Raw genomic sequence first — 22,185 nt, 5'->3', positions numbered from 1 at the left:
CATACCTTACAATAAGTTAGCAATGTAATTGATTGTTTTGAAACTTGGTGATTAGTGCCAAGAAAGTGTGTAATATTCACGCTCCTAGGTTGTCCTCCCAAATAATATAAAAATATGAAATTTTCACTAAAACAAAAACTTATCGGCGCGAGTCTTTCGGCCGTGGTTATTATGGCTGGTGCACTGACTTGGTTGTCGGCTGGTCAACTGTTTGATCAGACTTCTGCTGGTGTTTATTCAAGAGCACAAAGCTTGAGTGCCGTTGCTTCGGAAGGGATTTCTGACTGGATTACCATCCGTAAAGAAATCGCTACCGCATTTAATGATTACTCGACCGAACAGGACGTTGTGCCGTTCTTACAGCAAGCACGCAAAGCTGGCGGCTTTGACGATATCTTCCTTGGTACGCCAAAAGGAGAGATGTACCGTTCTCATCCTGAGCGAAACCGTGCTGATTATGATCCGCGAACTCGCCCTTGGTATAAAGACGCCAATGTCGCGGGTAAACAGATCATCACTGAGGCTTATCAAGACGCGATCACCAATGCGCTTTTGGTTACTATCGCTGAGCCGGTTATGAAAAATGGTCAGTTTATCGGGGTAGTCGGGGCCGATGTTCTTATCGATCAGCTTATCAGTGATGTGATCAACTTAGACGCTGGTAAAAATGCTAACGCGATGTTGATTGACATGAACCAAGGGACGTTTCTTGCTCATCCGGATAAAAGTTTGACGTTAAAGCCAATCAGTAGCTTATCGACAGACTTCTCGCGACAGGCGATCGAGCGCGCTGCTGACGAAGGTAAAATTGAAAGCACGACCATCAGAGGCGTAGAAAAACTCTATTACTTCCACAAAGTGGCGGGAACGCATTGGATGTTCGCCATTGAGATGGACCGCGCGACGGAAGAAGCGGGCAATGCAGTACTGTTGCGTGACTTGCTGATCACTGCTGTGATGATCACAATCGCGGTGATTGTTGCGGTTTCTTGGTTAGTTGGCTTCTTGTTCCGCGACCTAAACCGAGTATCTCATGCACTGGAAGAAATTGCTTCTGGTGAAGGTGATTTGACTCAGCGTCTGGAACCACGCAGTGACGATGAAGTTGGTAAACTGGCAGAAAACTTTAACCGCTTTGTTGGCAACATGCATACCATGGTGACCACACTTAGCCATGTCTCTTCATCACTGTCTGAACAGGCTCGTACCACGGCTCAGCAAGCAGAGGAACGTAGTCAGCGTATTTCTTATCAGCAAGATGAAATCAACATGGTGGCGACTGCGGTTAATGAAATGGCGGCCGCTACGCAAGAAATTGCGGGTAACGCAGAAAGCACGGCTAGCCACTCAGAAGAGGCGGTAGGCGCTTGCGCTCACGGTTCTAGCCAAGTTTCACAGACGCAATCTTCAATCCAGAATCTGGCCAAAGAAGTGCAGGTTGCGACCGATGTTATTCAGGATTTGGAAGCGCACGGTAATAGCATCAATACGATTCTATCGACCATTCAAGACATCGCAGAACAAACAAACTTGCTGGCACTTAACGCGGCTATTGAAGCGGCACGAGCAGGTGAGCAAGGACGTGGCTTTGCAGTGGTTGCTGATGAAGTTCGTGTGTTGAGTCAACGCACACACGCTTCAACAAAAGAAATTCAAGAAACCATCGAGATGCTGCAGGGTACGACCAAGAAAGCGGTTGGTATCATGGGTGACAGCCGTCTTCTGGCTGATACCAGCGTTGATGATGCGAACTCAGCAGCAGCGAGTCTGACTCAAATTCATAGCGCAGTTGAGCAAATCAACGACATGGCAACACAGATCGCTTCTGCTGCTGAAGAACAAGCGTCGGTAACGACAGAGATTACTCGTAACACTGAAGGCATTCGTGATGTTTCTAACGAGCTTTCAGCAGAAGCACATCAAGCTGCTGAACAAGCCGCTTACTTGTCTGAGCTATCACATGAGCTTGAGCAGGAAATCAAACGCTTTAAGCTGTAATTTCGAGATATCTCTAGCGCGTTAAATTTAAAAAGGAGCCATTGGCTCCTTTTTGTTTTTCTGGCTGTAGGCTAAAGCCAGAATTCGCTGATTGGTTGACTCTCATCGTAATGGTGCGCGATTTGTGCCTGAAGCAGTTCAGCAGTAGCTATCGCATCAGTCAGAGCGTGATGAGGAGTATAGTCCGGCAAGCCATAACGGCGTCGTGATTGAGCTAATCGCAACGATTCTGGCTTTTTGCCTTTTAACGACTCCCACAGACTTCCCGGTCGCTTTTTCTGAATGTCTTCCTCTATCTGGAAAGTATCCAATACCGGGAATTCAATGCCTTCATTGATACGATCTCGCAATGCTTTATCGAGAAATTCACGCTCTATGCGACGATAATGCACCACCACGATCTTACCGCTTAAACAGGGCAACAGTTCATTGAGAATATCCCCCAAATCAGGCGCATCAATCAGCTCACTATGGGTAATACCGTGAATGATGACAGAGTCTTCATCCAGCTTTTGTTTCGGTCTTACTTTCCAATGACGAGCATTACGCAAAAAGATACGCTTCAGGTTAAAAGGGACCAGCCCAATCGTAATGATGTCGTTCTTATCGGGATCTAAGCCCGTGGTTTCTAAATCCAGTGCGACAAACTCAACGTCTGAAATTGGCGTATCTGGCGATGGCAATTCAGTGCCGTAAAAGGCAACCAGATTTTCATCCGTCGCCATCTCGACTTTTTGCTTAAACTTCGTGTGCCATTGGATAGTCGGCTTTTGAAAGAGCTTTTTTAACATGTTAAGCCTCACTTAAAGCTCTTGTTTGCTTGATAGCGAAACTTAAGGAAGTTTTGGCCATTACTCAGAATTTGGAAGGCATCCTTAAGGTTTCGGCGCTCAAAGTCCGACAGATTTTCTGGTTCAATATTGTTGTCAGGCTCAATGCCCATTTCAACATCGTACGCTTGGTGGCGAATTCGCACCATGGAGATGAACTCTAACGCATCTTTTAAATCTTGAGCGCGACCTTTTGGCAGAATACCGGCGTCAATAATGTCATCCAGGCGTTCAAATGAGTTCTGTGTGCGAGAGCCAACAGCCAACGCGTGAACCCTGATCAAATCGACAAGCGGGGCTGTACCACGACGCTTGAGGTTGATGGAGTTTTTATGCTGCCCATCTTTTTCCACCACAAAGCTCTTAAAGAAGCCGAGTGGAGGCGTTCGGTTAAGCGCGTTACGTGCAAGGCAAGCCAGGAATCGGTTGTTTTTACGGGCACGACGGACGATAAAGCTGGTTAACTGCTCTGCCCATTTTAGTCGTCCGTACACGCCGTCTAAATCAAAGAAGATGGATGCATTAAGCAACGCTTTCGGGTTTGGATCGTCGATCCAGTCGGCGAAACACTCTTCCCATTGTGAACGTGTCATTCTCCACATTGGGTTGGTTGCCATGATATCGCCTGTACAATATTTGTAGCCACAGGCATCTAAACCATCGCTGACAAACTGCGCTAACTCCTCAAAATATTTACCATGCTTCGACTCCTGATAGCTCTCGTCGAGAATGATGGCATTGTCCTGATCGGTAACCAGAAGCTGCTCATCACGCCCCATTGAGCCAAGCGCGAGAAAACAGTAAGGGACAGGTGGTGGACCTAACTTTTCTTCGGCCATTTCCAGTAAGCGCTGTTTGAAGCTACGACCGATTACGGACATGGCACTGCCGACCATGTGAGAATTGGCGTCCTCGTTCACTAAACGAACAAAACTGCTTTTGACTTCTTCAGCGACGGCGGCCAGCTCTTCGATGGTGTGCTGGTGGAAAATACTGCTTACAAGTAGCAATGAGTTTTGTGATTCGTAACGAACAATATCCGTTGTTTCAATGATACCGATTGGCTGTTGATCTTTCACAACAGGGAGGTGATGCACGTTATAACGCAACATTTTCAGCATGGCTTCATAGATGTAAGCGTTATGATCGAGTGAGATAACTTCGGTAGTCATTACCGTTGCAACATCTTCATGTGGGGATAAACCCTCGGCCAGTACACGCGCGCACAAATCTCGGTCGGTGACAATACCTAATACCGGAGACTGTGGGTCGTCTTCGTCTCGTACAAAGTCCGGGTCAATAATAAGCAGAGACGAGACGTTATCTTCTGCCATAATTTTTGCTGCTTCCTGAATCGACTGGCCACGCTCGATCGTCGGAGTGTCACGCGTTAGCAACGTTTTCACTTTGGAAGTCGTGAGATCGTTGGCTTCTTTATTTTCAGAGATAGCCATGCGCAGGCGAGCGCTGTTTTCAACTTCGACAAAGTCAGCAAATGAGTCGTAGTTATCGTACATTTCCTGGAAAACGTCGCCAGGGATACAGTAGATCAGGGCATCATCGATCGCTTTTACAGGAAAACGAACTTTATTATTGGTAAGCAGGCCCATCTGACCAAAAAAGTCGCCTTCATCCAGTCTGCTATAAAGTTCACCTTTACGTCGGTAAACCTCAACGACGCCACTTCTCACGACGAAGAGCTCTTGAACTTCATCTCCAAAATGGATAATCGGAGTATCTTCTCGATAATACGAAATTTCGACACTTTCGGTGACTTTGCTTAGCGCTTCTTCTGGGAGTTCGTTAAAAGGGGGATACTTGGCGAGAAAGTTATAAATCTCGAGAAGTTCTGCATCCATAAGGTTGCCTTTTGATTTTCAAGTAATAAAGTAATCTTAACTTAGTTTTAAAACAGAGTCTTACTCGTTCGTCGTTTTGAGCACTTAATCATAAGATTCCGACGTGTAACACGACAATAGTAATGTCATTCGGCTAATATCGTGGATGTCGAATGAGTAAAATCGGGTTACGAAAGCATCTATTGATTCTCATGAAAGGAAATCGAATGTTGAGAAGTTTATTACTTGTGCCACTTTGTGTTTTTTCTGCACTTAGCGGTGCTTCAGAGGCGGAACAAGCGGACAAATTTGGTTATGAACATATTTATCTAAACGTTGGTGCAGGGACAACCAACGAAGAATGGTTAGAAAATGCGAATGTTACGACGATTGATTTGGGTGGTAACTATTTAGTCACGGACAACTGGCTGTTTAATGCAGACTATTCCGCACAGTTTTTTCATCCAGACACTTACACGCTGCGCATCGATCGTTTAACGGTTGGTGGTGGTTACCGATATGGCATAACCCAACAACTCGACCTTTACGGTGTTTATCGTTTAGGTGCAATTAAGGCGAAAGCAACGGATGACGATACGGATAAAACACTGGTATCCGAATCGGAATTCCTACACGCGGCAGTATTTGGCGCGAACTACTTGCTGAGTGAAACGCTGATTGTTAACGCTGAGATTGAAGCCAATCGCAGTGATATTGTTGACGAAAACAAATATAAAATCGGCTTCAACTATCAGTGGCATGACGTCATTGGTACCGGTCTTTACTACCAATACCGAGATACGGACTACTCGGGAGCACCCTCTGATTACATCAATGAGGTGGGTTTAAGCCTCAGGTTTGTTTACTAGTTTAAAGTCTTAATCGAATACAAAAAAGGTCAGCAAGTGCTGACCTTTTCTTATCTTATCGCTGCAGATTAAAGAACTGCTGCAATGCCTTTACATAGTGGGCCCATGTTTGACTTAGTCATACCAGCCACACTGATTCGGCCAGAGCCGACAATGTAAATAGCGAATTCTTCTTTCAGACGGTTCACTTGCTCTTTAGATAGGCCAGAGAAAGAGAACATGCCGTTTTGGCGTTCGATAAAGCTAAAGTCTGCATCTACACCTTCTTCTTTCAGTGTCGCTACAAACAACTCACGCATCTCTTGGATACGATCGCGCATTTCTGCTACTTCTGCTTCCCATTCTGCACGAAGGTCAGCGTCGTTTAGAATATGCGTAACAACAGCGCTACCGTGAGCTGGTGGGTTAGAGTAGATAGAACGGATGATTGCTTTAACTTGTGAGAATGCTGTTGTTGCCACTTCTTCTGATTCAGCAACAAGAGTGAATGCACCTACACGCTCGTTGTAAAGACCGAAGTTTTTAGAGAACGAGCTAGCAACTAGGATTTCTTTGTTGTACTTAGCAAAAGTACGTAGACCCGCTGCATCTTCCTCAACACCTTTCGCGAAACCTTGGTATGCGAAGTCGAATAGAGGAAGCAATTTCTTCTCTGCAACTAGCTTAGCTAGTGTTTCCCACTCTTCTGCTGTTGGATCGATACCAGTAGGGTTGTGGCAGCAGCCGTGTAGAAGAACGATGTCGCCTTCAGAAGCAGCTTGAAGATCGTTAAGCATTGCATCGAAGTCTTTGTCTTTTGTTTCTGCGTTGTAGTAGCTGTATTGAGCAGTTTCGATGCCAGCCGCAGTGAACACACCATTGTGGTTTGCCCAAGTAGGGTTGCTGATCCAGATTTTAACGTCGCCTAGCTGACGTTTGATGAATTCACCAGCAACACGCAGTGCACCTGTACCACCTGGCGCTTGAGCTGTTTTTGCACGTTTGTCTGCAACCACTTCAGCGCTCTCGCCGAATAGCAGTTTTTGTACTGCTAGAGCGTATTCTGCAGTCCCTTCGATGGTTAGGTAAGATTTAGTTTTCTCAGTCTCAATTAGAGCTGCTTCAGCTTTCTTTACCGTAGCAAGAACAGGGGTTTCACCTTGTTCGTTTTTGTAAATACCTACGCCAAGGTTGATTTTTTCTGCGCGAGTATCTTTTTTAAATTCTTCAGTAAGACCAAGAATAGGGTCGGCCGGAGCGGCTACTACTTTTTCAAACATAATCTTCATCCATGTTAATCGAAGGGTGTGCCCGTATTTATACCTTTCAGCATTACTTGTTACAACACCTTCTGATAAGAAAACCTAAAAAAGATGCTATTAGAAATCGAATTCAAAGATAAACCAGACTTTTGGCATGCTAACAGTGCTAAGAAGGGGAGTTAGAAGCAATCTTTATCGAGAATTGATGCTGTTTTGTACATCGAATGCAATCGTTTACTTCGAAAGTGTCTATGTGCCAAATTGTTACGGAAAAGTTACATGGTTCTGCTTAACTGATGGCATAGAAAGCCTAGGTAAACTCTTTACAAAACAAGAACGCAAAACTAACACAGGAGAATCAGATAGAGATGTTTTTGGGTTCAATTTCTTGTTCTTCTTTTTTAATGGCTTTTTGAGGTTAATGTCGGGTTTGACTGGATTGGACGAGAAACCAGATTAGACGTTGTTTTTTCTATGTCAGGATGTCTTTATTTGATTCAAAATTACGTCAACTAGAGGTCATTGGGTGGAATATTGGCAAACTTAACAGAGCATAGCTGGTTAACGAAAACACTTTCGTTGTTTTGACCCGGAGGTGTGCATCATCAATGACTCAATACAACCAACATATTTAAGATAGCACTTATAGCCAGTGAGCCGACCCGATAGTCGGCCCATGATGATGCACCGAATTTTACCGATGTGCGCGTCTAGTCGTCTTGTTCTTCTTCTTTGCTAGCATTTTCCTCGTTGAGGTGTTTTACAATCGCCTCTTTAGCATGTTCTTCCGTTGCTGTTTCACCTGGTGGCACAACGAGATCCGCCATTTTGTGTACACCCATTGCATCTTCGGCAATATGCAACCAGTCTGGGTGCCAATAATAAGGATCGGACGCACCAGGGTGGTCCCAGCTATGGACACCTTTATGCGCTCCTCGGTATGAGAGATCATCCATGGTAAACACTTTCATAACTTCCTCCAAAAACGTCATTTCTTTGAAAGTATGGAACATAATTCTACACTTCGGATCGCGAATTCATCTTACTAAGATTGATTAATTACCTTGCAAGAACGATAAGTCAGCTATCAGAATGTCGGCGCGAAGTATGCTAAGGTTCACCCGAAGTCAAAGTGAGAGAATGATGAATCGATACCGTCAATTAGCTGAGCTGTTTAAAACTCAGATTCAGCAGAATACATGGAGAGCAGGGGAGAAGCTGCCATCTGTGCGTGTGACCAGCCGTAATCATTCAGTGAGTGCGGGGACGGTATTACAGGCTTACCAGTTACTGGAAGCTCAGGGCTGGGTAAGTGCTAAACCTCAATCCGGCTATTATGTTACGGCCGAATTAGAGCGTTTTGAGGCAAGCAATGAAGTCGTGCCCATTTATCGCTCTAGCTTCAATGATGAGTTGTACGATTATCTTAAACATCAAGGATTGCCCGATGCAGTGTGTTTGGGCTCCGCATTTCCCGACGCCACTTTATTTCCTTTCGAAGCTTTAAACCGTAACCTTGCCAGCTCTGGCCGTAAAATGGGACCAGAAAGCTTGCTTGATAACATGCCTCCGGGGAGTGAGTCATTACGTCGTTTGATCGCACAACGTTACATACAGCAAGGTATATTGATTACGCACGAAGATATTGTGATCACCTCTGGCGCGCTTGAGGCGTTGAATCTGAGCTTGCAAGCGGTTACTCAGCCCGGAGATACGGTTGTTGTGGAGTCACCGGCTTTTTATGGTGCGCTTCAAGCGATAGAACGTCTTGGGCTGAAGGTAATCGAGGTTTCGGTAGACAGCCAAAAGGGGCACGATCTTGAACAGCTTGAAGCAATATTTGCAAAACATACTGTTCGCGCTTGTTGGCTGATGGTTAATTTTCACAACCCGACGGGTGCACTGCTGTCAGATGAACAAAAGGAACGGATTGTCCGGATGGCGGAACAACACGATGTCTACTTAATTGAAGATGATGTCTATTCCGAGCTTTATTTCACGGCGAATAAACCGACGTCTCTTAAAACTTTTGATACGCAAGGGCGAGTGCTTCACTGCTCCTCACTCTCTAAGAGTCTCTGTCCGGGGTATCGGCTAGGATGGGTGGTGAACCATCGCTTTAACGAACCGATCCAAAAGCTACAACTTATCTCTACTTTGTCGGGGAGTGCACCGATTCAGCAAGGTATCGCCCATTATCTGCAAAATGACAGCTACGACAATCACTTGAGAAAGCTGCGAAAAATCATGCAACAGCGCCAAAGCTTGTTCATTGAACTTATACAACGCTACTTGCCCCAAAACCTGATTTATAACGTACCTGAAGGTGGCTACTTTGTATGGGTTAAGTTGCCAAATGGGACGGACAGCAAGTCGATTTATCAAGCTTTGTTGCAACAACAGATAACTGTGGCATATGGGAAGTTGTTTTCAAGCGATACCAAGTTTAAAAACTACCTGCGACTTAATACTTCCATGCCTGTCGATGGATCATTAGAAAATGCCATCAAAAAAATAGGCGAGTTGCTGACAACTGTTTAGGCATTTATCACATTAACTGTATCAGTTCATCTTACTCTGAGTGTGGTTTAATCAACGTAATAACAACCTCTTACCTCGGAGTGATGATGAAAAAGCAGTTGGTGAAACATGAATTAACACTGATCATTGTGGCGATATTTAGTGCTTTCTTACTGGTGTTTGGACACCTTATTTTGGCCAAGTCATTTGCATATTATGCGTGGGTTGAATACACCGCTGCGGTCATTCCGTTCGTTATCTTTGGTTTGTGTTTTGTCGGTGTGAGGTATGCGGTGAAAGCCGATCAAGAGGAAAGTAATTCTTAATTTGGTGAGTGCCAGATAAAACAAAAGACCTCCACTTGGGAGGTCTTTTTAATTCTGTTTCACTAAAAGTGATTAGAAGTTCGCAGAACGTGGTGTACGTGGGAATGGGATCACGTCACGAACGTTGCCCATGCCAGTTACGTAAGAAACCAGACGCTCGAAGCCTAGACCAAAGCCTGCGTGTGGCACTGTGCCGTAACGACGTAGGTCGCGGTACCAGCTCATGTGCTCAGGGTCGATACCCATTTCACGCATACGTGAATCTAGAATATCCAGACGCTCTTCACGTTGAGAACCACCGATGATTTCACCGATGCCTGGTGCTAGAACGTCCATCGCTGCTACTGTCTTGCCATCGTCGTTCATACGCATGTAGAACGCTTTGATGTCTTTCGGGTAGTTCTTAACGATTACTGGCGCTTTGAAGTGCTCTTCCGCTAGGAAACGCTCGTGCTCAGAAGACATGTCGATACCCCATTCAACTGGGAATTCGAACTCACGACCAGAATCCAGAAGGATTTGGATTGCGTCAGTGTAGTCTACTTGTGCGAAATCAGAAGAAACGAATTGCTCTAGACGAGTGATGGCTTCTTTATCGATGCGTTGAGCGAAGAACTCAAGGTCATCACGACGCTCTTCAAGTACTGCTTTAAATACGTACTTCAGCATGTCTTCAGCAAGTTTTGCTACGTCGTCTAGCTCTGCAAACGCAACTTCAGGCTCAACCATCCAGAATTCTGCCAGGTGGCGGCTTGTGTTTGAGTTTTCAGCACGGAAAGTAGGGCCGAAAGTGTAAACTTTGCTGATTGCACAAGCGTAAGCTTCCGCGTTTAACTGACCAGAAACTGTCAGGAACGTCTCTTTACCGAAGAAGTCTTCGTTGTAATCTACTTTGCCAGCGTCTGTGCGAGGTAGGTTTTCCATGTCCAGCGTAGAAACGCGGAACATTTCACCAGCACCTTCTGCGTCAGAAGCGGTGATTAGTGGCGCAGATACCCAGAAGTAACCTTGCTCGTGGTAGAAACGGTGAATAGCTTGAGACAGGCAGTTACGTACACGAGCTACCGCGCCGATCACGTTTGTACGTGGGCGAAGGTGTGCTACTTCACGTAGGTACTCGATCGAGTGACGAGTTTTTGCCATTGGGTAAGTTTCAGCATCTTCAACCCAACCAACAACTTTAACGTCAGTTGCTGCCAGCTCGAAGTCCTGACCTTTCGCAGGAGACTCAACAATCTTACCAGTTACTTCGACAGAGCAGCCTGTAGTCAGCTTTAATACTTCGTCGTCGTAATTATTAAGATTATTAGGGACCACGGCCTGAATCGGGTCGAAACAAGAGCCGTCATAAATGGCAAGGAAAGAGATTCCAGCTTTGGAATCACGACGTGAACGGATCCAGCCACGAACAGTAACTTCACTGTCTACTGCTAGCTGACCTTTCAAAACGTCTGATACAGGCGCGTAAGTCATGTTTTCAATATTCTCCATAGAGGTAAAAATTCAACTCAACGCTCTTTAAAGTCCTTGTTTCATAATCTTTTTGTTTAAAAAACAAGCAGAGTGCTGGGTTGGGTAGAATTTTACAGATTCAACGAGACATATTACCTGTCAATTCGTCAGCTTCAACCTTTATATTCATTTTGAAGGTCAGAAAAAGATGATTTCATCTTAGTTTTACCCCTGATGAAAGCGAGAATAGCGAAAAACGTTCAGACAGAAATGCAAGTAGACACTGATATTCCGTTTATGGGGAGTTCGAAACTACGTTTTTAAACACATGCCGCGCTAATCACACTGTTTTCTTTGTGTATTCATAACGTGATGATTATGTAATCAAATAACTGGCGAATGGCAAAACTCGACGCTCGGGTATCATTCACTTAAATAAAAATACTGATTTATGACTCAATAATGGACTAATGCTTGTCTCTTGGCAGTGATTTCCTTAGTATATCGCGTCTTTTTTAAAGCCTGAGAATCAAGATGAAAACAGAATTGTACAAAGAGTTCATGTTCGAAGCGGCACACCACTTGCCACATGTACCCGAAGGTCATAAGTGTGGTCGTTTGCACGGACACTCTTTCCTTGTTCGTCTTTATGTAGAAGGTGAGGTAGACCCACATACGGGTTGGGTTGTGGATTTTGCAGAAATCAAAGCCGCTTTCAAACCAATTTACGATCGTTTAGACCATTACTACTTAAACGATATTGAAGGCCTGGAAAACCCAACCAGCGAAGTGCTCGCGAAATGGATTTGGCAGCAACTGAAACCAAGCCTTCCGCTGCTAAGCAAAGTAGAGATCAAAGAAACTTGCACAGCAGGTTGTATCTACAAAGGCGAGTAATCGCAACAAGCGTCATTTACAAAGGCAAGCTTATCGGCTTGCCTTTGTTGTATCTGGACGATGAAAACTACGCTAAACGCAGATACAAAAAAGCCCGAGCAGATGGCTCGGGCTTGGTGTTCAGAAGGTAGGATTAGCAGATAACTTTTATTGCCAGACCACCTTGAGAAGTTTCGCGGTATTTCGCGTTCATGTCTTTACCTGTCTCTAGCATGGTTTCGATAACCTTATCCAGAGATACGGTAGGAGCTGAAGAACGACGCAAAGCCATACGAGTTGAGTTGATCGCTTTTACAGCCGCAATACCATTACGCTCGATACATGGAACCTGTACCTGACCAGCGACAGGGTCACATGTCAGACCCAGGTTGTGCTCCATTGCGATTTCTGCTGCCATACAAACCTGCTCTGGGCTACCACCCATCAGCTCTGCAAGGCCAGCTGCTGCCATTGAACACGCCACGCCAACTTCACCCTGACAGCCAACTTCTGCGCCAGAGATAGATGCATTACGCTTGTAAAGACCACCGATTGCACCAGAAGCTGCAAAGTAACGGATGTAGTCTTTCTCTGATACGGTTTGAATGAACTTGTCATAGTACGCCAGTACCGCAGGGATAATGCCACACGCACCGTTCGTTGGTGCTGTTACAACGCGACCACCTGCTGCGTTTTCTTCGTTTACAGCAAACGCAAACATGTTTACCCAGTCAACCACAGACATCGGATCGTTGGTTGTCTTTTCAGAAGTAAGCAGTTGTTGGCGAAGCGCTGCAGCACGGCGAGGCACACGCAGTGGACCAGGCAGAATGCCTTCTTCGTTCATACCGCGATCCATACATTCGCGCATGGTACGCCAGATGTTCGCAAAGTACGTACGGGTCTCTTCATCAGAATGAAGCGCTTGTTCATTTTTCATGGTTAGCGCACTGATAGAAAGGCCACTTTCACGGCACTGATTTACCAGTTCTTCTGCTGTTGTAAATGGGAAAGGAACTTTAATCGGGTTCTCTTCCTCTTTACCGAAGTTTTCTTCATCAACGATAAAACCACCACCGATAGAGTAGTAGGTCTTTGAGTATGCTTTTTCGTCATCAATCCAAGCGTGGATTTGCATACCATTTTCGTGAAGTTCCAAATTCGTTTTGTGGAAGTTCATTCCACCTTCGCGCGGAAACGATACTGTATGACAGTGCATGCCAACAGGAAGACGTTCAGTTTCTTCTACGCGAGCAATAAAGCCCGGAATAGAATCGATATCTACTTTCTCAGGGGAGTTGCCTGCAAGACCCATGATAATAGCAATATCTGTGTGGTGACCTTTCCCTGTCAGTGATAGCGATCCATAAACGTCAACGGTGATTTTAGTGATGTCGCGTAATTTTCCCATTGCACGAAGATCATCAATAAACTCTTTACCCGCTTTCATTGGGCCTACAGTGTGTGAGCTTGAAGGTCCAACACCGATTTTATAGATATCAAATACACTAATCATATCGATTACCTCAGAAGAAAGCCTCCCAAGGGGATTTGGGAGGCTTAATTTTTTATCGTTATATTTTTCGATTAATCACGCTGGTATTTCAGCTGAGATTAAAGAGCGCCGTAGATTACAGAACTAATCGCTGCAAGACCACAGATAGCTGTGAAAATTTGCACAGGTGCTGAAGTTTTGTACTTCGCCATTGCTGGAACTTTGTGCATAGCGAAAACAGGCATCAGGAATAGGATTGCCGCAATCATTGGCGCACCCATCGTTTCAATCATACCTAGGATGCTTGGGTTAACGATAGCAACCACCCAAGTAGTCAGTACGATGAAGATTAGAGACGCTTTTTCAATCTTGCTTACTTGAGTGTTAGAGCGAGACTTGATTAGGCCAACAAGACCTTCGTGAGCACCCAGGAAGTGACCGAAGTAGCTAGAAGTGATTGCTGCAAACGCAACCAGTGGACCTAAGTAAGAGATCAGTGGAGACTCATGAACGTTCGCTAAGTAAGAAAGAACAGAGATGTTTTGTGCTTGTGCTGTAGCTAACTGCTCTGGAGACAGAGAAAGAACCACAGAGAACACGAAGAACATAACAAAGCCCATTAGCATCATTGCTGCGCCGCCAGTGATAGCGTCAGTTTTCTTCACTGCATTTTCACCGTAAACACGACGTTGCTCTTTAGAGAACTGAGAAATGATAGGGCTGTGGTTGAATGAGAACACGATGATTGGAATTGCCAGCCAAACGATTGAAGGCATTTCACCCCAGTTTGGTGAAACTTCCATCATTGAAGTATTCCACTCAGGAATCAGGTAGAAAGACAGCGCTAGTAGAATGAATACCAGTGGGTAAACCATTGCTGATGTTGCTTTCAGCATGAGCTCTTTACCAAATACCACACCTGTAGTCATTGCTGCGATCAGAGCACCAGACAGTAGCCAGCGAGGAATAGATTCCATGCCCATTTGGTTAACCAGGAATGAGTCAACCGTGTTAGTGATGCCGACACCGTAGATAAGTACGATAGGGTAAATAGCGAAGAAGTAAGCGAAAGTAATAAGGTTTGCGCCAGTTTTACCGAAGTGCTCTTCTACTGTGTCAGTGATGTCTGCTTCTGGATTCTTAGCTGAAAGAACAAAGCGAGCTAGAGATTTGTGTGCGAACCAAGTCATTGGTGCTGCGATTAGGGCTAGGATTACTAATGGCCAAAAACCACCAGCACCCGCTTTAATCGGAAGGAATAATACACCTGCACCTACGGCTGTACCGAACAGCGACAGACACCAGGTGAAGTCTTTGTAAGAAAACTTACTAGACGATTGTGCGGTAGAAACCGCAGAATTGATTGAATTCATTTTATGTTTACTCATTTTGGGAACAGGAAATAAGTCGGGTGCAATTTTGCAAGATTTTGCATTGGGAAAATTAGATCTAAGTCATGTATTGCTCGGGCTTATTGAATAATATGTCAAAAACCTGTTTTTTATCACGAAAATGATGTGCTACTAGTGATTAATGCTAATGTGTGGAATTAGAAAATCTAATTGATAGTCTTATTTGTACATATTTTTATCAGCGCAAACGCTTGCGGTGAAAACGACAAATTAAACTAATGTAAATGAGAGGTTGCGAATAGGTTTTTTGAAGTGAAATGTTGGATGGAAGTGCCCCTAAGTAGCCTCATGCTTGTTCGGAAATCATACATATTTGTAAATCACCATTACTTAGCGATGATGTGCCTTTGCATTGACTCAATAATCTGAGCGGTCATGCCCCAAATGAAGTGCTGGCGGTAAGGAATAGCAAATACACGGTGGCTAGTTTGCTTAAGGCTAAATTTGCTGCTGTAGAGTTTGCTCGGGTTCAAAATATGGTTTGCAGGTACTTCGAACACATACTCAACTTCATTGGGGTCAATGTGCGTTTTGTAGTTTGGCGATACAAAAGCTAAAAATGGAGTGACATTAAAGCGGCTAATGGTAGGAAGTTTGGGTAATTGGCCAAAGACATGTATGTCGTTATTTGCGATACCAATTTCTTCTTTTGTCTCACGAAGCGCAGTATTCACTAAGTGAATGTCTTCAGGTTCAAATTTACCGCCGGGAAAGCTAATTTGTCCCGGATGATGGCGCAAGTGTTCAGCCCGTTTGGTTAAAATCACCTGTAATCCTTCCGGGCGTTCGACAAATCCAATCAATACCGCAGCGTCACGCAGTGGCTTGTCTTTTAAAAAGCTTAATCGAGCGAGTGATTCTTTGTGATACCCAGTAGGCAACTGCAGTTGAAAGTTTTGCAGTAGCTTCGTTTTGTTGATGACCAAATTGCGTCCTTTTGTCTACTATCTATTGATAATTATAGAGGAGCCGCATCCTCTCTCAATGTGTTATCAAGATTATAACGATGGTGAACCGGAGTAAATCAGACGTTAGGGTAAGAAAGCTAATGTAAAAACGCTAGTGCAAAAACGCCTCCAGTTGAGGAGGCGTTGAGATATGGTATGAAAAATACCGTTCGCATTACTTCAAGGCTGGTAAAATTTTCGACAGCTTATCCAGCGTCTCCTGATACTCGGCCGCGCATTCACTGTCTGCCACTACGCCACCGCCAGCCCAAGCATACAAGTTGCCTTTTTCTGCAACCAATGTGCGAATGGTAATGCTGGTGTCCATGCGACCATGGCGAGATATGTAACCAATACTGCCGCAGTAAGCGCTGCGTCGATGAGGTTCTAGCTCTTCAATGATTTGCATCGCACGCACTTTGGGTGCACCAGTGATTGAACCGCCAGGGAAGCAAGCTCGCAACAAATCCGCAGGCGAATACTGTTCATCCAAATCTGCACGAATCGTACTGACCAAATGGTGAACCGCCGGGAAGCTCTCGATATCAAACAATTTTGGTACATGAACACTGCCAGGTGATGCAACACGGCCAATATCGTTTCGCAACAGATCGACAATCATTAAGTTTTCAGCCTGATCTTTTTCTGCGGTCTGCAAATCATAGGCGTTCGCCTTGTCTTGCGCTGCATCCAGACTGCGAGGTCGCGTGCCTTTGATTGGCTTAGTTTCGATGACTCTCTCTTTTAGCTCCAGAAAACGCTCTGGTGAGATGCTTAAAATCGAAGACTCAGGCATACGAATAAATGCAGAAAAAGGCGCTTGGTTGGCGGATTCGAGCTTCAGGTAGGCTTGCCACTCGCTGCCAGAGTATGGCGCATTGAAACGTTGCGCTAAGTTGATTTGATAACAGTCACCGCTTAGCAAGTACTCTTGCACGTTATTAAAACGAGTACCGTAAGATTGCTCGGTCATGTTCGATTGCCAAGCGCCAGTCAAACTAAATTCATCATCTTGTACGGCGGTTTGTTTATCGAGCCAATCCCAAGCTTGAGCAATATTTTGCCCAACGATACAGGCCTTGCTTAGTTTATGATCGACAACGATCGCCCATTGATAAAGGCCAACCGCCATATCCGCTGTTTGCAAATCCTTTTCCGCAAGCTCTGGCATAGCTTCTACACGGCGACCTAAATCATAGCTGAAGTAGCCAAGCGCACCGCCTACGAAAGGCAGATCCCACTCTGAACCGAGCTCAACACTCGGTAGCCATTGCTGTTGCAATTGATCGAGTAGAGAAAAGGGGTCGTCACCCGACACATAATCGTCAGATGGTGTCTTGATGCGTGTGTTATCGGCAATGGTTTCTAACGTTGCTACCGGGTTTGCAACAAGCACATCGAAACGGCTGTCGATGTGAGTTTCTGACGCAGAACGCAGCAACATCGCCCAAGGCTGATGCTGAATATGCGAAAAAAGGTGAAGTGCTAAGTCTGGTGCGTAATCCAACGCTTTAAAATCAATGAATTGATTATCCATGTTGTTCATTTGTGTAATTTGTGACAAAGAGATCGTTCACTGCATGGCATGTCATGGGCAGCAAGAGTATCATATTCCACCGTATAGCCAAACTTCCTCTATACAAAGGGTTCTGAGGAGGTTTTACTATACAAGAAGGCGACTTCAGTAACTCGTGTGTCGAGATCAGCCATCCGACAACTGTTTATATAATGTGTTTATAAAAATGAAGCTCAAAAGAGCAACTTGCTCAACAAACACGATTGAAGCCAAGCCAGTAATGGAAGCATAACTATAACGAGGCATGTAATGACGGTAATTCGCAAGCAGGATGTCATCAGCAGTGTTGCTGATGCGCTACAGTACATTTCTTACTACCACCCGCTAGACTTTGTTCAAGCCCTTGAAAAAGCCTACCACCGCGAAGAGAGCCAAGCCGCGAAAGACGCGATTGCGCAGATCTTAATTAACTCCCGTATGTCGGCAGAAGGCCACCGCCCAATCTGTCAGGACACAGGTATCGTGACGTGTTTTGTCAACATCGGCATGGGCGTTCAGTGGGACTCGACGGACATGACGGTTCAGCAAATGGTAGATGAAGGCGTTCGACAGGCCTACACGAATCCAGATAACCCATTGCGTGCATCGGTTCTGATGGATCCTGCTGGTAAACGTATTAACACTAAAGACAACACGCCAGCGGTAGTACACATCAACATGGTACCGGGCGATAAAGTTGAAATTCAGATCGCGGCTAAGGGCGGCGGCAGTGAAAACAAAACTAAGATGGTGATGCTAAACCCATCTGACGATATTGCCGAGTGGGTAGAAAAAACACTACCAACGATGGGCGCTGGTTGGTGTCCACCGGGCATGCTTGGCATTGGTATCGGCGGTACGGCTGAAAAAGCAGCGGTACTGGCAAAAGAATCGCTAATGGAGCATATCGATATTCAAGAGCTTATCGACCGTGGCCCACAAAACGCAGAAGAAGAGCTTCGTCTTGATATCTTCAATCGCGTAAACAAACTTGGTATCGGTGCGCAAGGTCTTGGCGGCCTGACTACCGTAGTTGACGTTAAGATCAAAACAGCGCCAACGCACGCAGCGTCTAAACCAGTGTGTCTGATCCCGAACTGTGCTGCGACTCGTCACGTACACTTCACGCTAGATGGCTCAGGCCCGGCAGACTTAACGCCGCCTAAGCTTGAAGAGTGGCCAGATATCACTTGGGAAGCGGGCGCGAATACTCGTCGCGTTAACTTAGACGAAGTGACACAAGCTGATGTTGAGCAGTGGAAGACAGGCGAGACAGTTCTTCTTTCTGGTAAGATTCTTACTGGTCGCGATGCGGCACACAAACGCATCCAGACTATGTTGCAAAATGGTGAGGGTCTACCTGAAGGTGTCGATTTCAAAGGTAAATTTATCTACTACGTTGGCCCTGTAGACGCTGTAGGTGATGAAGCTGTAGGTCCTGCTGGCCCGACTACGTCAACTCGTATGGACAAATTCACCGACATGATGCTTGATGAAACGGGCATTATGGGCATGATCGGTAAAGCAGAGCGTGGCCCTGCGACCGTTGAATCTATCAAGAAGCACAAAGCGGTTTACTTGATGGCGGTTGGCGGCGCGGCTTACCTGGTTGCGAAGGCGATTAAGAAAGCGCGCGTAGTAGCGTTTGAAGATCTCGGTATGGAAGCGATCTACGAATTTGAAGTAGAAGACATGCCAGTAACAGTCGCGGTAGACTCAAACGGTGTGAACGCTCACCAGATTGGTCCGGACACTTGGAAAGTGAAAATCCAAGAGATGGAAGCTTAATGTAAATGGCACTTTGAGGGCGTCTCAGTCTTGAGAATGTGACAAGGTGCTGATTTACCTAGCAAACAATTGACAAAAGTGCAGCGAAAACTGCACTTTTTGTCTATATACTAGGTATATTAACCTTTGGGCATAGCAACAGACGTTATGCGAACAATAATAATTAGGAGACGGCATGCCTCGTTTTATTCAAATTCTACAAATTATTCTTGCTGTTGTAGTGGGTGGCTTTGTTGGCTATGACTTGATTCTTCACGGTATCAGTATCTTTGATGAAAAATACGTCACGATTACGTGTGTATTGTGGGTAGTGCTAGAGGTGGCGCTATTCGTTATCTACAAACTGATTGAAGAAGATTAGAACGTTTACGCTCAAATCGTTTGATCGATAGTTAGAATACCGAAGCCTCTGAGAATTCTCAGGGGCTTTTGTGTTTTTGGGCAATGCCTTTCTCTGTGAGTATTTTGTTCATCTTTGATTAATGTATGTAAAATTAGACTCATACCTTCGTCGTTTACTAATGAGATAAATAAAAAGCATGAAAAGAATAACAAAAGAAGTGAATGACTTTATCAACCGTGGCATGGACTCTAATGTCCGAATCGCCGTTACAGGCTTATCCCGAGCGGGCAAAACGGCGTTTATTACTTCTATGGTCGATCAGCTGCTTTATACGGCGACGCACGACAATTTGCCATTACTGGCCGCGGCCAGAGACAAACGATTGATAGGCGCTAAACGTGAGCCTCAATCGAATATGATGGTTCCCCGTTTTGCTTACGACGAAGCCATCGCTCAAATTCATGCCACGCCCCCAGCGTGGCCAGTGCCAACGCGTGATGTTAGTGAAATTCGTCTGGCGTTGAAATATAAGCCGAATAAAACCACCAAAAAGTTATTGAGCAAAACTGCTGTTCTTAACGTGGATATCATTGACTACCCGGGAGAGTGGTTGCTTGATTTACCGCTTCTGGATATGGATTTCGCCACCTGGTCGCAAACGCAGTTTAATGCGCTAAAAGGTCAACGCAGTCAGTTGGCAGAAACGTGGTTAGAAGAACTGGAAAACCTGGACCTTAACGAGAGTGTCAATGAAAAGCAGCTCGAGAGCATTGCGCATTCTTACACGCAATATCTACATGGTTGTAAAGACGCAGGGTTGCATTGGGTTCAACCAGGGCGTTTTGTTCTGCCGGGTGAATTGGCCGGAGCGCCGGTTCTGCAATTTTTCCCTTGTCGGGTTGAAGCAGAGACCAAGCCTGTTAAAGGCAGTAATCTAGCGATGCTAGAAGCACGTTTCCATGAATATCAGCAAAAAGTAGTGAAGGCGTTTTATAAGCATCACTTTGCGACGTTTGACCGCCAAATCGTGCTGGTGGATTGCTTACAACCTTTAAATGCCGGAGATGAGGCGTTTTACGATATGCGTCAGGCGCTGGAGCAAATCATGCATAGCTTCCGCTACGGACGCAGCAGTTTTATTCGTCGACTTTTTTCACCAAAGATCGACAAAGTTCTCTTTGCTGCAACCAAAGCAGACCATGTTACGCCAGAACAGCATCCGAATTTGGTCTCTTTGCTCCAGCAGATGGTGCATCCCGCTTGGCAAACTGCCGCGTATGAGAACATTGAAATGAGCTGTATGAGTATTGCTTCGATTCAGGCCACGACGCCGGGGTTTATTTCCACCGGCGACAAGACCGTTCCGGCTTTGCAGGGCACAACACTGGATGGCGAACCAATGACGATGTTCCCTGGTGAAGTACCAAGGAAACTACCGAATGCGGCATACTGGCAAAACAGTGGTTTTGATTTCACTTCGTTCCGTCCAATGCCGTCAGCAAGTGATGAACCGATGAAACATATACGTTTAGACAAAGCACTGGATTACCTGATCGGAGATAAGTTGAAATGAGTGAATTCAAACAAAAGCAGGTCTTCTCCGACAATGTACTAGAAAAAGAACAGGATTCTGTACCAGAGGATTTAACTGCTCAAAAGGCCTTTAGTGACAAAGAAACCTTTGTGCCTGTTACTGTGCAAGAAGAACCGCAAGAAACGGAGCAGGAATTGCAGCTTGAGCATGTGATTCGTCCTAAATCTGGTCGAAAATGGTTGGCGACAGGGTTACTTACCGCGTTTTCTGGTCTGGTGGGGTGGCAGGCGATCGATTCAGTTGTCACGGCGGTTCAAACGTCCGACTGGCTTGCATTGGGATGGGCAGGTTTTATTGCAACCATCGCCTCATTTGGTATTGGCGCGCTAGGTAAAGAGTTGTGGAAGCTGCGTAAACTGAGAAATCACTTCAGTATCCAAGAAGAGAGTGAATTGCTTGTTGGCAGTGATAGCGTAGGCAAGGGCAAAGGGTTTTGTGAAAAAGTGGCTGAACAAAGTGGGGTATTGGCAGAAAATCCGGGCTTTGACCGCTGGAAAAACAGTGTTAACCCTGCACACAGCGACGCTGAAATTCTCGATATGTACGACTCAATGGTGGTCAGTCAGCAAGACAAACTGGCTACAAAGATCGTGTCTCAACATGCCACCGAATCCGCTGCGTTAGTTGCAGTCAGCCCTCTCGCCGCAGCAGATATGTTTTTGGTAGCTTGGCGTAACTTCAAAATGATCGACAACTTATCCAAAGTCTATGGCGTTGAGTTGGGCTATGCGTCGCGAATAAAACTGCTCAAAGCGGTCTTTGTGAATATGGCTGCCGCTGGTGCGAGTGAGCTAGCGATTGATGCTGGCATGGATTTAATGTCGATGGATCTTGCGGGTAAAGTATCTGCGCGCGCAGGTCAGGGGCTTGGTGTCGGTATTCTTACTGCGCGTTTGGGCTTAAAAGCGATGACACTGTTGCGCCCTCTGCCTTGGTATCCTGAGCGTCAGGTTAAACTGGGTACAATTCGCAAAGCGGTAGTGGCGAAAGTTGCATCAATTACGATGAAACCGTAACCAATATCACCATTGATGAATAGGATTGCTTGACGCCATTCCAAGCTTGATAGAAACTACTGTCAACTTTTCCTGACAGTTGTGA

Annotated in this window: 18 protein-coding genes; 9 read left to right on the top strand and 9 right to left on the bottom strand. The window is 45.4% G+C overall.

Annotated elements, in window-relative coordinates:
- Positions 1-114: 114 nt before the first annotated feature.
- Complete coding sequence (locus VEJY3_RS10055) at positions 115-1,998, top strand: methyl-accepting chemotaxis protein (protein ID WP_014232362.1); 1,884 nt, start codon at positions 115-117, stop codon at positions 1,996-1,998.
- 71 nt (positions 1,999-2,069) lie between these two features.
- Here VEJY3_RS10055 and VEJY3_RS10050 read toward each other — a convergent pair whose 3' ends face one another.
- Both VEJY3_RS10050 and VEJY3_RS10045 read right to left on the bottom strand, forming a co-directional pair.
- A complete protein-coding gene (locus VEJY3_RS10050) occupies positions 2,070-2,789 on the bottom strand; it encodes a 3'-5' exonuclease (RefSeq protein WP_014232361.1) in 720 nt (239 codons plus the stop codon).
- A gap of 8 nt (positions 2,790-2,797) precedes the next feature.
- On the bottom strand, positions 2,798-4,687 hold the full coding sequence (locus tag VEJY3_RS10045; protein WP_014232360.1) for a DUF294 nucleotidyltransferase-like domain-containing protein: 1,890 nt from the start codon (positions 4,685-4,687) through the stop codon (positions 2,798-2,800).
- 206 nt (positions 4,688-4,893) lie between these two features.
- On the opposite strand from VEJY3_RS10045, the gene VEJY3_RS10040 reads away from it, so the two are divergent.
- A complete protein-coding gene (locus VEJY3_RS10040; protein ID WP_014232359.1) occupies positions 4,894-5,535 on the top strand; it encodes an outer membrane beta-barrel protein in 642 nt (213 codons plus the stop codon).
- A 68-nt stretch (positions 5,536-5,603) separates the two neighbouring features.
- Here the strand turns inward: VEJY3_RS10040 and VEJY3_RS10035 are convergent, their stop codons facing one another.
- Both VEJY3_RS10035 and VEJY3_RS10025 read right to left on the bottom strand, forming a co-directional pair.
- A complete protein-coding gene (locus tag VEJY3_RS10035) occupies positions 5,604-6,794 on the bottom strand; it encodes an amino acid aminotransferase (protein WP_014232358.1) in 1,191 nt (396 codons plus the stop codon).
- A 692-nt stretch (positions 6,795-7,486) separates the two neighbouring features.
- Positions 7,487-7,747, bottom strand: a complete 261-nt coding sequence (locus VEJY3_RS10025; RefSeq protein WP_041170242.1) for a hypothetical protein — start codon at positions 7,745-7,747, stop codon at positions 7,487-7,489.
- Positions 7,748-7,919: 172 nt separating this feature from the next.
- Here VEJY3_RS10025 and VEJY3_RS10020 point away from each other — a divergent pair, with 172 nt between their 5' ends.
- Together VEJY3_RS10020 and VEJY3_RS10015 are read left to right on the top strand one after the other, a co-directional pair.
- On the top strand, positions 7,920-9,317 hold the full coding sequence (locus VEJY3_RS10020) for a PLP-dependent aminotransferase family protein (protein WP_014232356.1): 1,398 nt from the start codon (positions 7,920-7,922) through the stop codon (positions 9,315-9,317).
- A gap of 86 nt (positions 9,318-9,403) precedes the next feature.
- Positions 9,404-9,622, top strand: a complete 219-nt coding sequence (locus VEJY3_RS10015; RefSeq protein ID WP_014232355.1) for a hypothetical protein — start codon at positions 9,404-9,406, stop codon at positions 9,620-9,622.
- A 72-nt stretch (positions 9,623-9,694) separates the two neighbouring features.
- Here VEJY3_RS10015 and asnS read toward each other — a convergent pair whose 3' ends face one another.
- Positions 9,695-11,095 carry an asparagine--tRNA ligase gene (gene asnS / locus VEJY3_RS10010; protein WP_014232354.1) on the bottom strand — a complete coding sequence of 467 codons (1,401 nt, stop codon included), beginning with the start codon at positions 11,093-11,095 and terminating at the stop codon, positions 9,695-9,697.
- Positions 11,096-11,608: 513 nt separating this feature from the next.
- Here asnS and queD point away from each other — a divergent pair.
- The gene (gene queD, locus VEJY3_RS10005) at positions 11,609-11,971 is read left to right on the top strand and encodes a 6-carboxytetrahydropterin synthase QueD (protein ID WP_014232353.1); all 363 of its coding nucleotides are present in this window, start codon (positions 11,609-11,611) and stop codon (positions 11,969-11,971) included.
- A 133-nt stretch (positions 11,972-12,104) separates the two neighbouring features.
- Here queD and VEJY3_RS10000 read toward each other — a convergent pair whose 3' ends face one another.
- From VEJY3_RS10000 to pabB, 4 genes are all read right to left on the bottom strand, one after another.
- The gene (locus VEJY3_RS10000) at positions 12,105-13,466 is read right to left on the bottom strand and encodes an L-serine ammonia-lyase (protein WP_014232352.1); all 1,362 of its coding nucleotides are present in this window, start codon (positions 13,464-13,466) and stop codon (positions 12,105-12,107) included.
- Positions 13,467-13,564: 98 nt separating this feature from the next.
- Complete coding sequence (locus VEJY3_RS09995; protein ID WP_014232351.1) at positions 13,565-14,818, bottom strand: aromatic amino acid transport family protein; 1,254 nt, start codon at positions 14,816-14,818, stop codon at positions 13,565-13,567.
- A gap of 365 nt (positions 14,819-15,183) precedes the next feature.
- A complete protein-coding gene (locus VEJY3_RS09990; RefSeq protein ID WP_014232350.1) occupies positions 15,184-15,783 on the bottom strand; it encodes a CoA pyrophosphatase in 600 nt (199 codons plus the stop codon).
- Between the two features lie 196 nt (positions 15,784-15,979).
- A complete protein-coding gene (gene pabB, locus VEJY3_RS09985) occupies positions 15,980-17,341 on the bottom strand; it encodes an aminodeoxychorismate synthase component I (RefSeq protein WP_014232349.1) in 1,362 nt (453 codons plus the stop codon).
- A gap of 288 nt (positions 17,342-17,629) precedes the next feature.
- Here pabB and VEJY3_RS09980 point away from each other — a divergent pair, with 288 nt between their 5' ends.
- The 4 genes from VEJY3_RS09980 (at position 17,630) to VEJY3_RS09965 (ending at position 22,100) form a co-directional block, all read left to right on the top strand.
- Positions 17,630-19,147 carry a fumarate hydratase gene (locus VEJY3_RS09980; protein ID WP_014232348.1) on the top strand — a complete coding sequence of 506 codons (1,518 nt, stop codon included), beginning with the start codon at positions 17,630-17,632 and terminating at the stop codon, positions 19,145-19,147.
- A gap of 175 nt (positions 19,148-19,322) precedes the next feature.
- Entirely contained in the window at positions 19,323-19,508 is a 186-nt protein-coding gene (locus tag VEJY3_RS09975) for a hypothetical protein (protein WP_014232347.1), read from the top strand.
- A gap of 178 nt (positions 19,509-19,686) precedes the next feature.
- On the top strand, positions 19,687-21,063 hold the full coding sequence (locus VEJY3_RS09970) for a YcjX family protein (RefSeq protein WP_014232346.1): 1,377 nt from the start codon (positions 19,687-19,689) through the stop codon (positions 21,061-21,063).
- Positions 21,060-22,100: a YcjF family protein gene (locus VEJY3_RS09965; protein WP_014232345.1), complete on the top strand. Its 1,041-nt coding sequence runs from the start codon at positions 21,060-21,062 to the stop codon at positions 22,098-22,100. The genes VEJY3_RS09970 and VEJY3_RS09965 overlap by 4 nt, the downstream gene beginning before the upstream one ends.
- The last annotated feature ends 85 nt before the right edge of the window (positions 22,101-22,185 follow it).

The organism is Vibrio sp. EJY3, from assembly GCF_000241385.1.
GTDB classification, from domain to species: domain Bacteria; phylum Pseudomonadota; class Gammaproteobacteria; order Enterobacterales; family Vibrionaceae; genus Vibrio; species Vibrio natriegens.
This window is presented reverse-complemented; position numbering and strand designations above follow the sequence as displayed.

Coding starts and splice junctions, on each gene's coding strand:
- pabB (WP_014232349.1), bottom strand. CDS start 17,341: ATGGATAATCAATTCATTGATTTTAAAGCGTTGGATTACGCACCAGAC.
- VEJY3_RS10055 (WP_014232362.1), top strand. CDS start 115: ATGAAATTTTCACTAAAACAAAAACTTATCGGCGCGAGTCTTTCGGCC.
- VEJY3_RS10045 (WP_014232360.1), bottom strand. CDS start 4,687: ATGGATGCAGAACTTCTCGAGATTTATAACTTTCTCGCCAAGTATCCC.
- VEJY3_RS10025 (WP_041170242.1), bottom strand. CDS start 7,747: ATGAAAGTGTTTACCATGGATGATCTCTCATACCGAGGAGCGCATAAA.
- VEJY3_RS09980 (WP_014232348.1), top strand. CDS start 17,630: ATGACGGTAATTCGCAAGCAGGATGTCATCAGCAGTGTTGCTGATGCG.
- VEJY3_RS10050 (WP_014232361.1), bottom strand. CDS start 2,789: ATGTTAAAAAAGCTCTTTCAAAAGCCGACTATCCAATGGCACACGAAG.
- asnS (WP_014232354.1), bottom strand. CDS start 11,095: ATGACTTACGCGCCTGTATCAGACGTTTTGAAAGGTCAGCTAGCAGTA.
- VEJY3_RS10020 (WP_014232356.1), top strand. CDS start 7,920: ATGAATCGATACCGTCAATTAGCTGAGCTGTTTAAAACTCAGATTCAG.
- VEJY3_RS09975 (WP_014232347.1), top strand. CDS start 19,323: ATGCCTCGTTTTATTCAAATTCTACAAATTATTCTTGCTGTTGTAGTG.
- VEJY3_RS10035 (WP_014232358.1), bottom strand. CDS start 6,794: ATGTTTGAAAAAGTAGTAGCCGCTCCGGCCGACCCTATTCTTGGTCTT.
- VEJY3_RS09965 (WP_014232345.1), top strand. CDS start 21,060: ATGAGTGAATTCAAACAAAAGCAGGTCTTCTCCGACAATGTACTAGAA.
- VEJY3_RS09970 (WP_014232346.1), top strand. CDS start 19,687: ATGAAAAGAATAACAAAAGAAGTGAATGACTTTATCAACCGTGGCATG.
- VEJY3_RS09995 (WP_014232351.1), bottom strand. CDS start 14,818: ATGAATTCAATCAATTCTGCGGTTTCTACCGCACAATCGTCTAGTAAG.
- VEJY3_RS10000 (WP_014232352.1), bottom strand. CDS start 13,466: ATGATTAGTGTATTTGATATCTATAAAATCGGTGTTGGACCTTCAAGC.
- VEJY3_RS10040 (WP_014232359.1), top strand. CDS start 4,894: ATGTTGAGAAGTTTATTACTTGTGCCACTTTGTGTTTTTTCTGCACTT.
- queD (WP_014232353.1), top strand. CDS start 11,609: ATGAAAACAGAATTGTACAAAGAGTTCATGTTCGAAGCGGCACACCAC.
- VEJY3_RS10015 (WP_014232355.1), top strand. CDS start 9,404: ATGAAAAAGCAGTTGGTGAAACATGAATTAACACTGATCATTGTGGCG.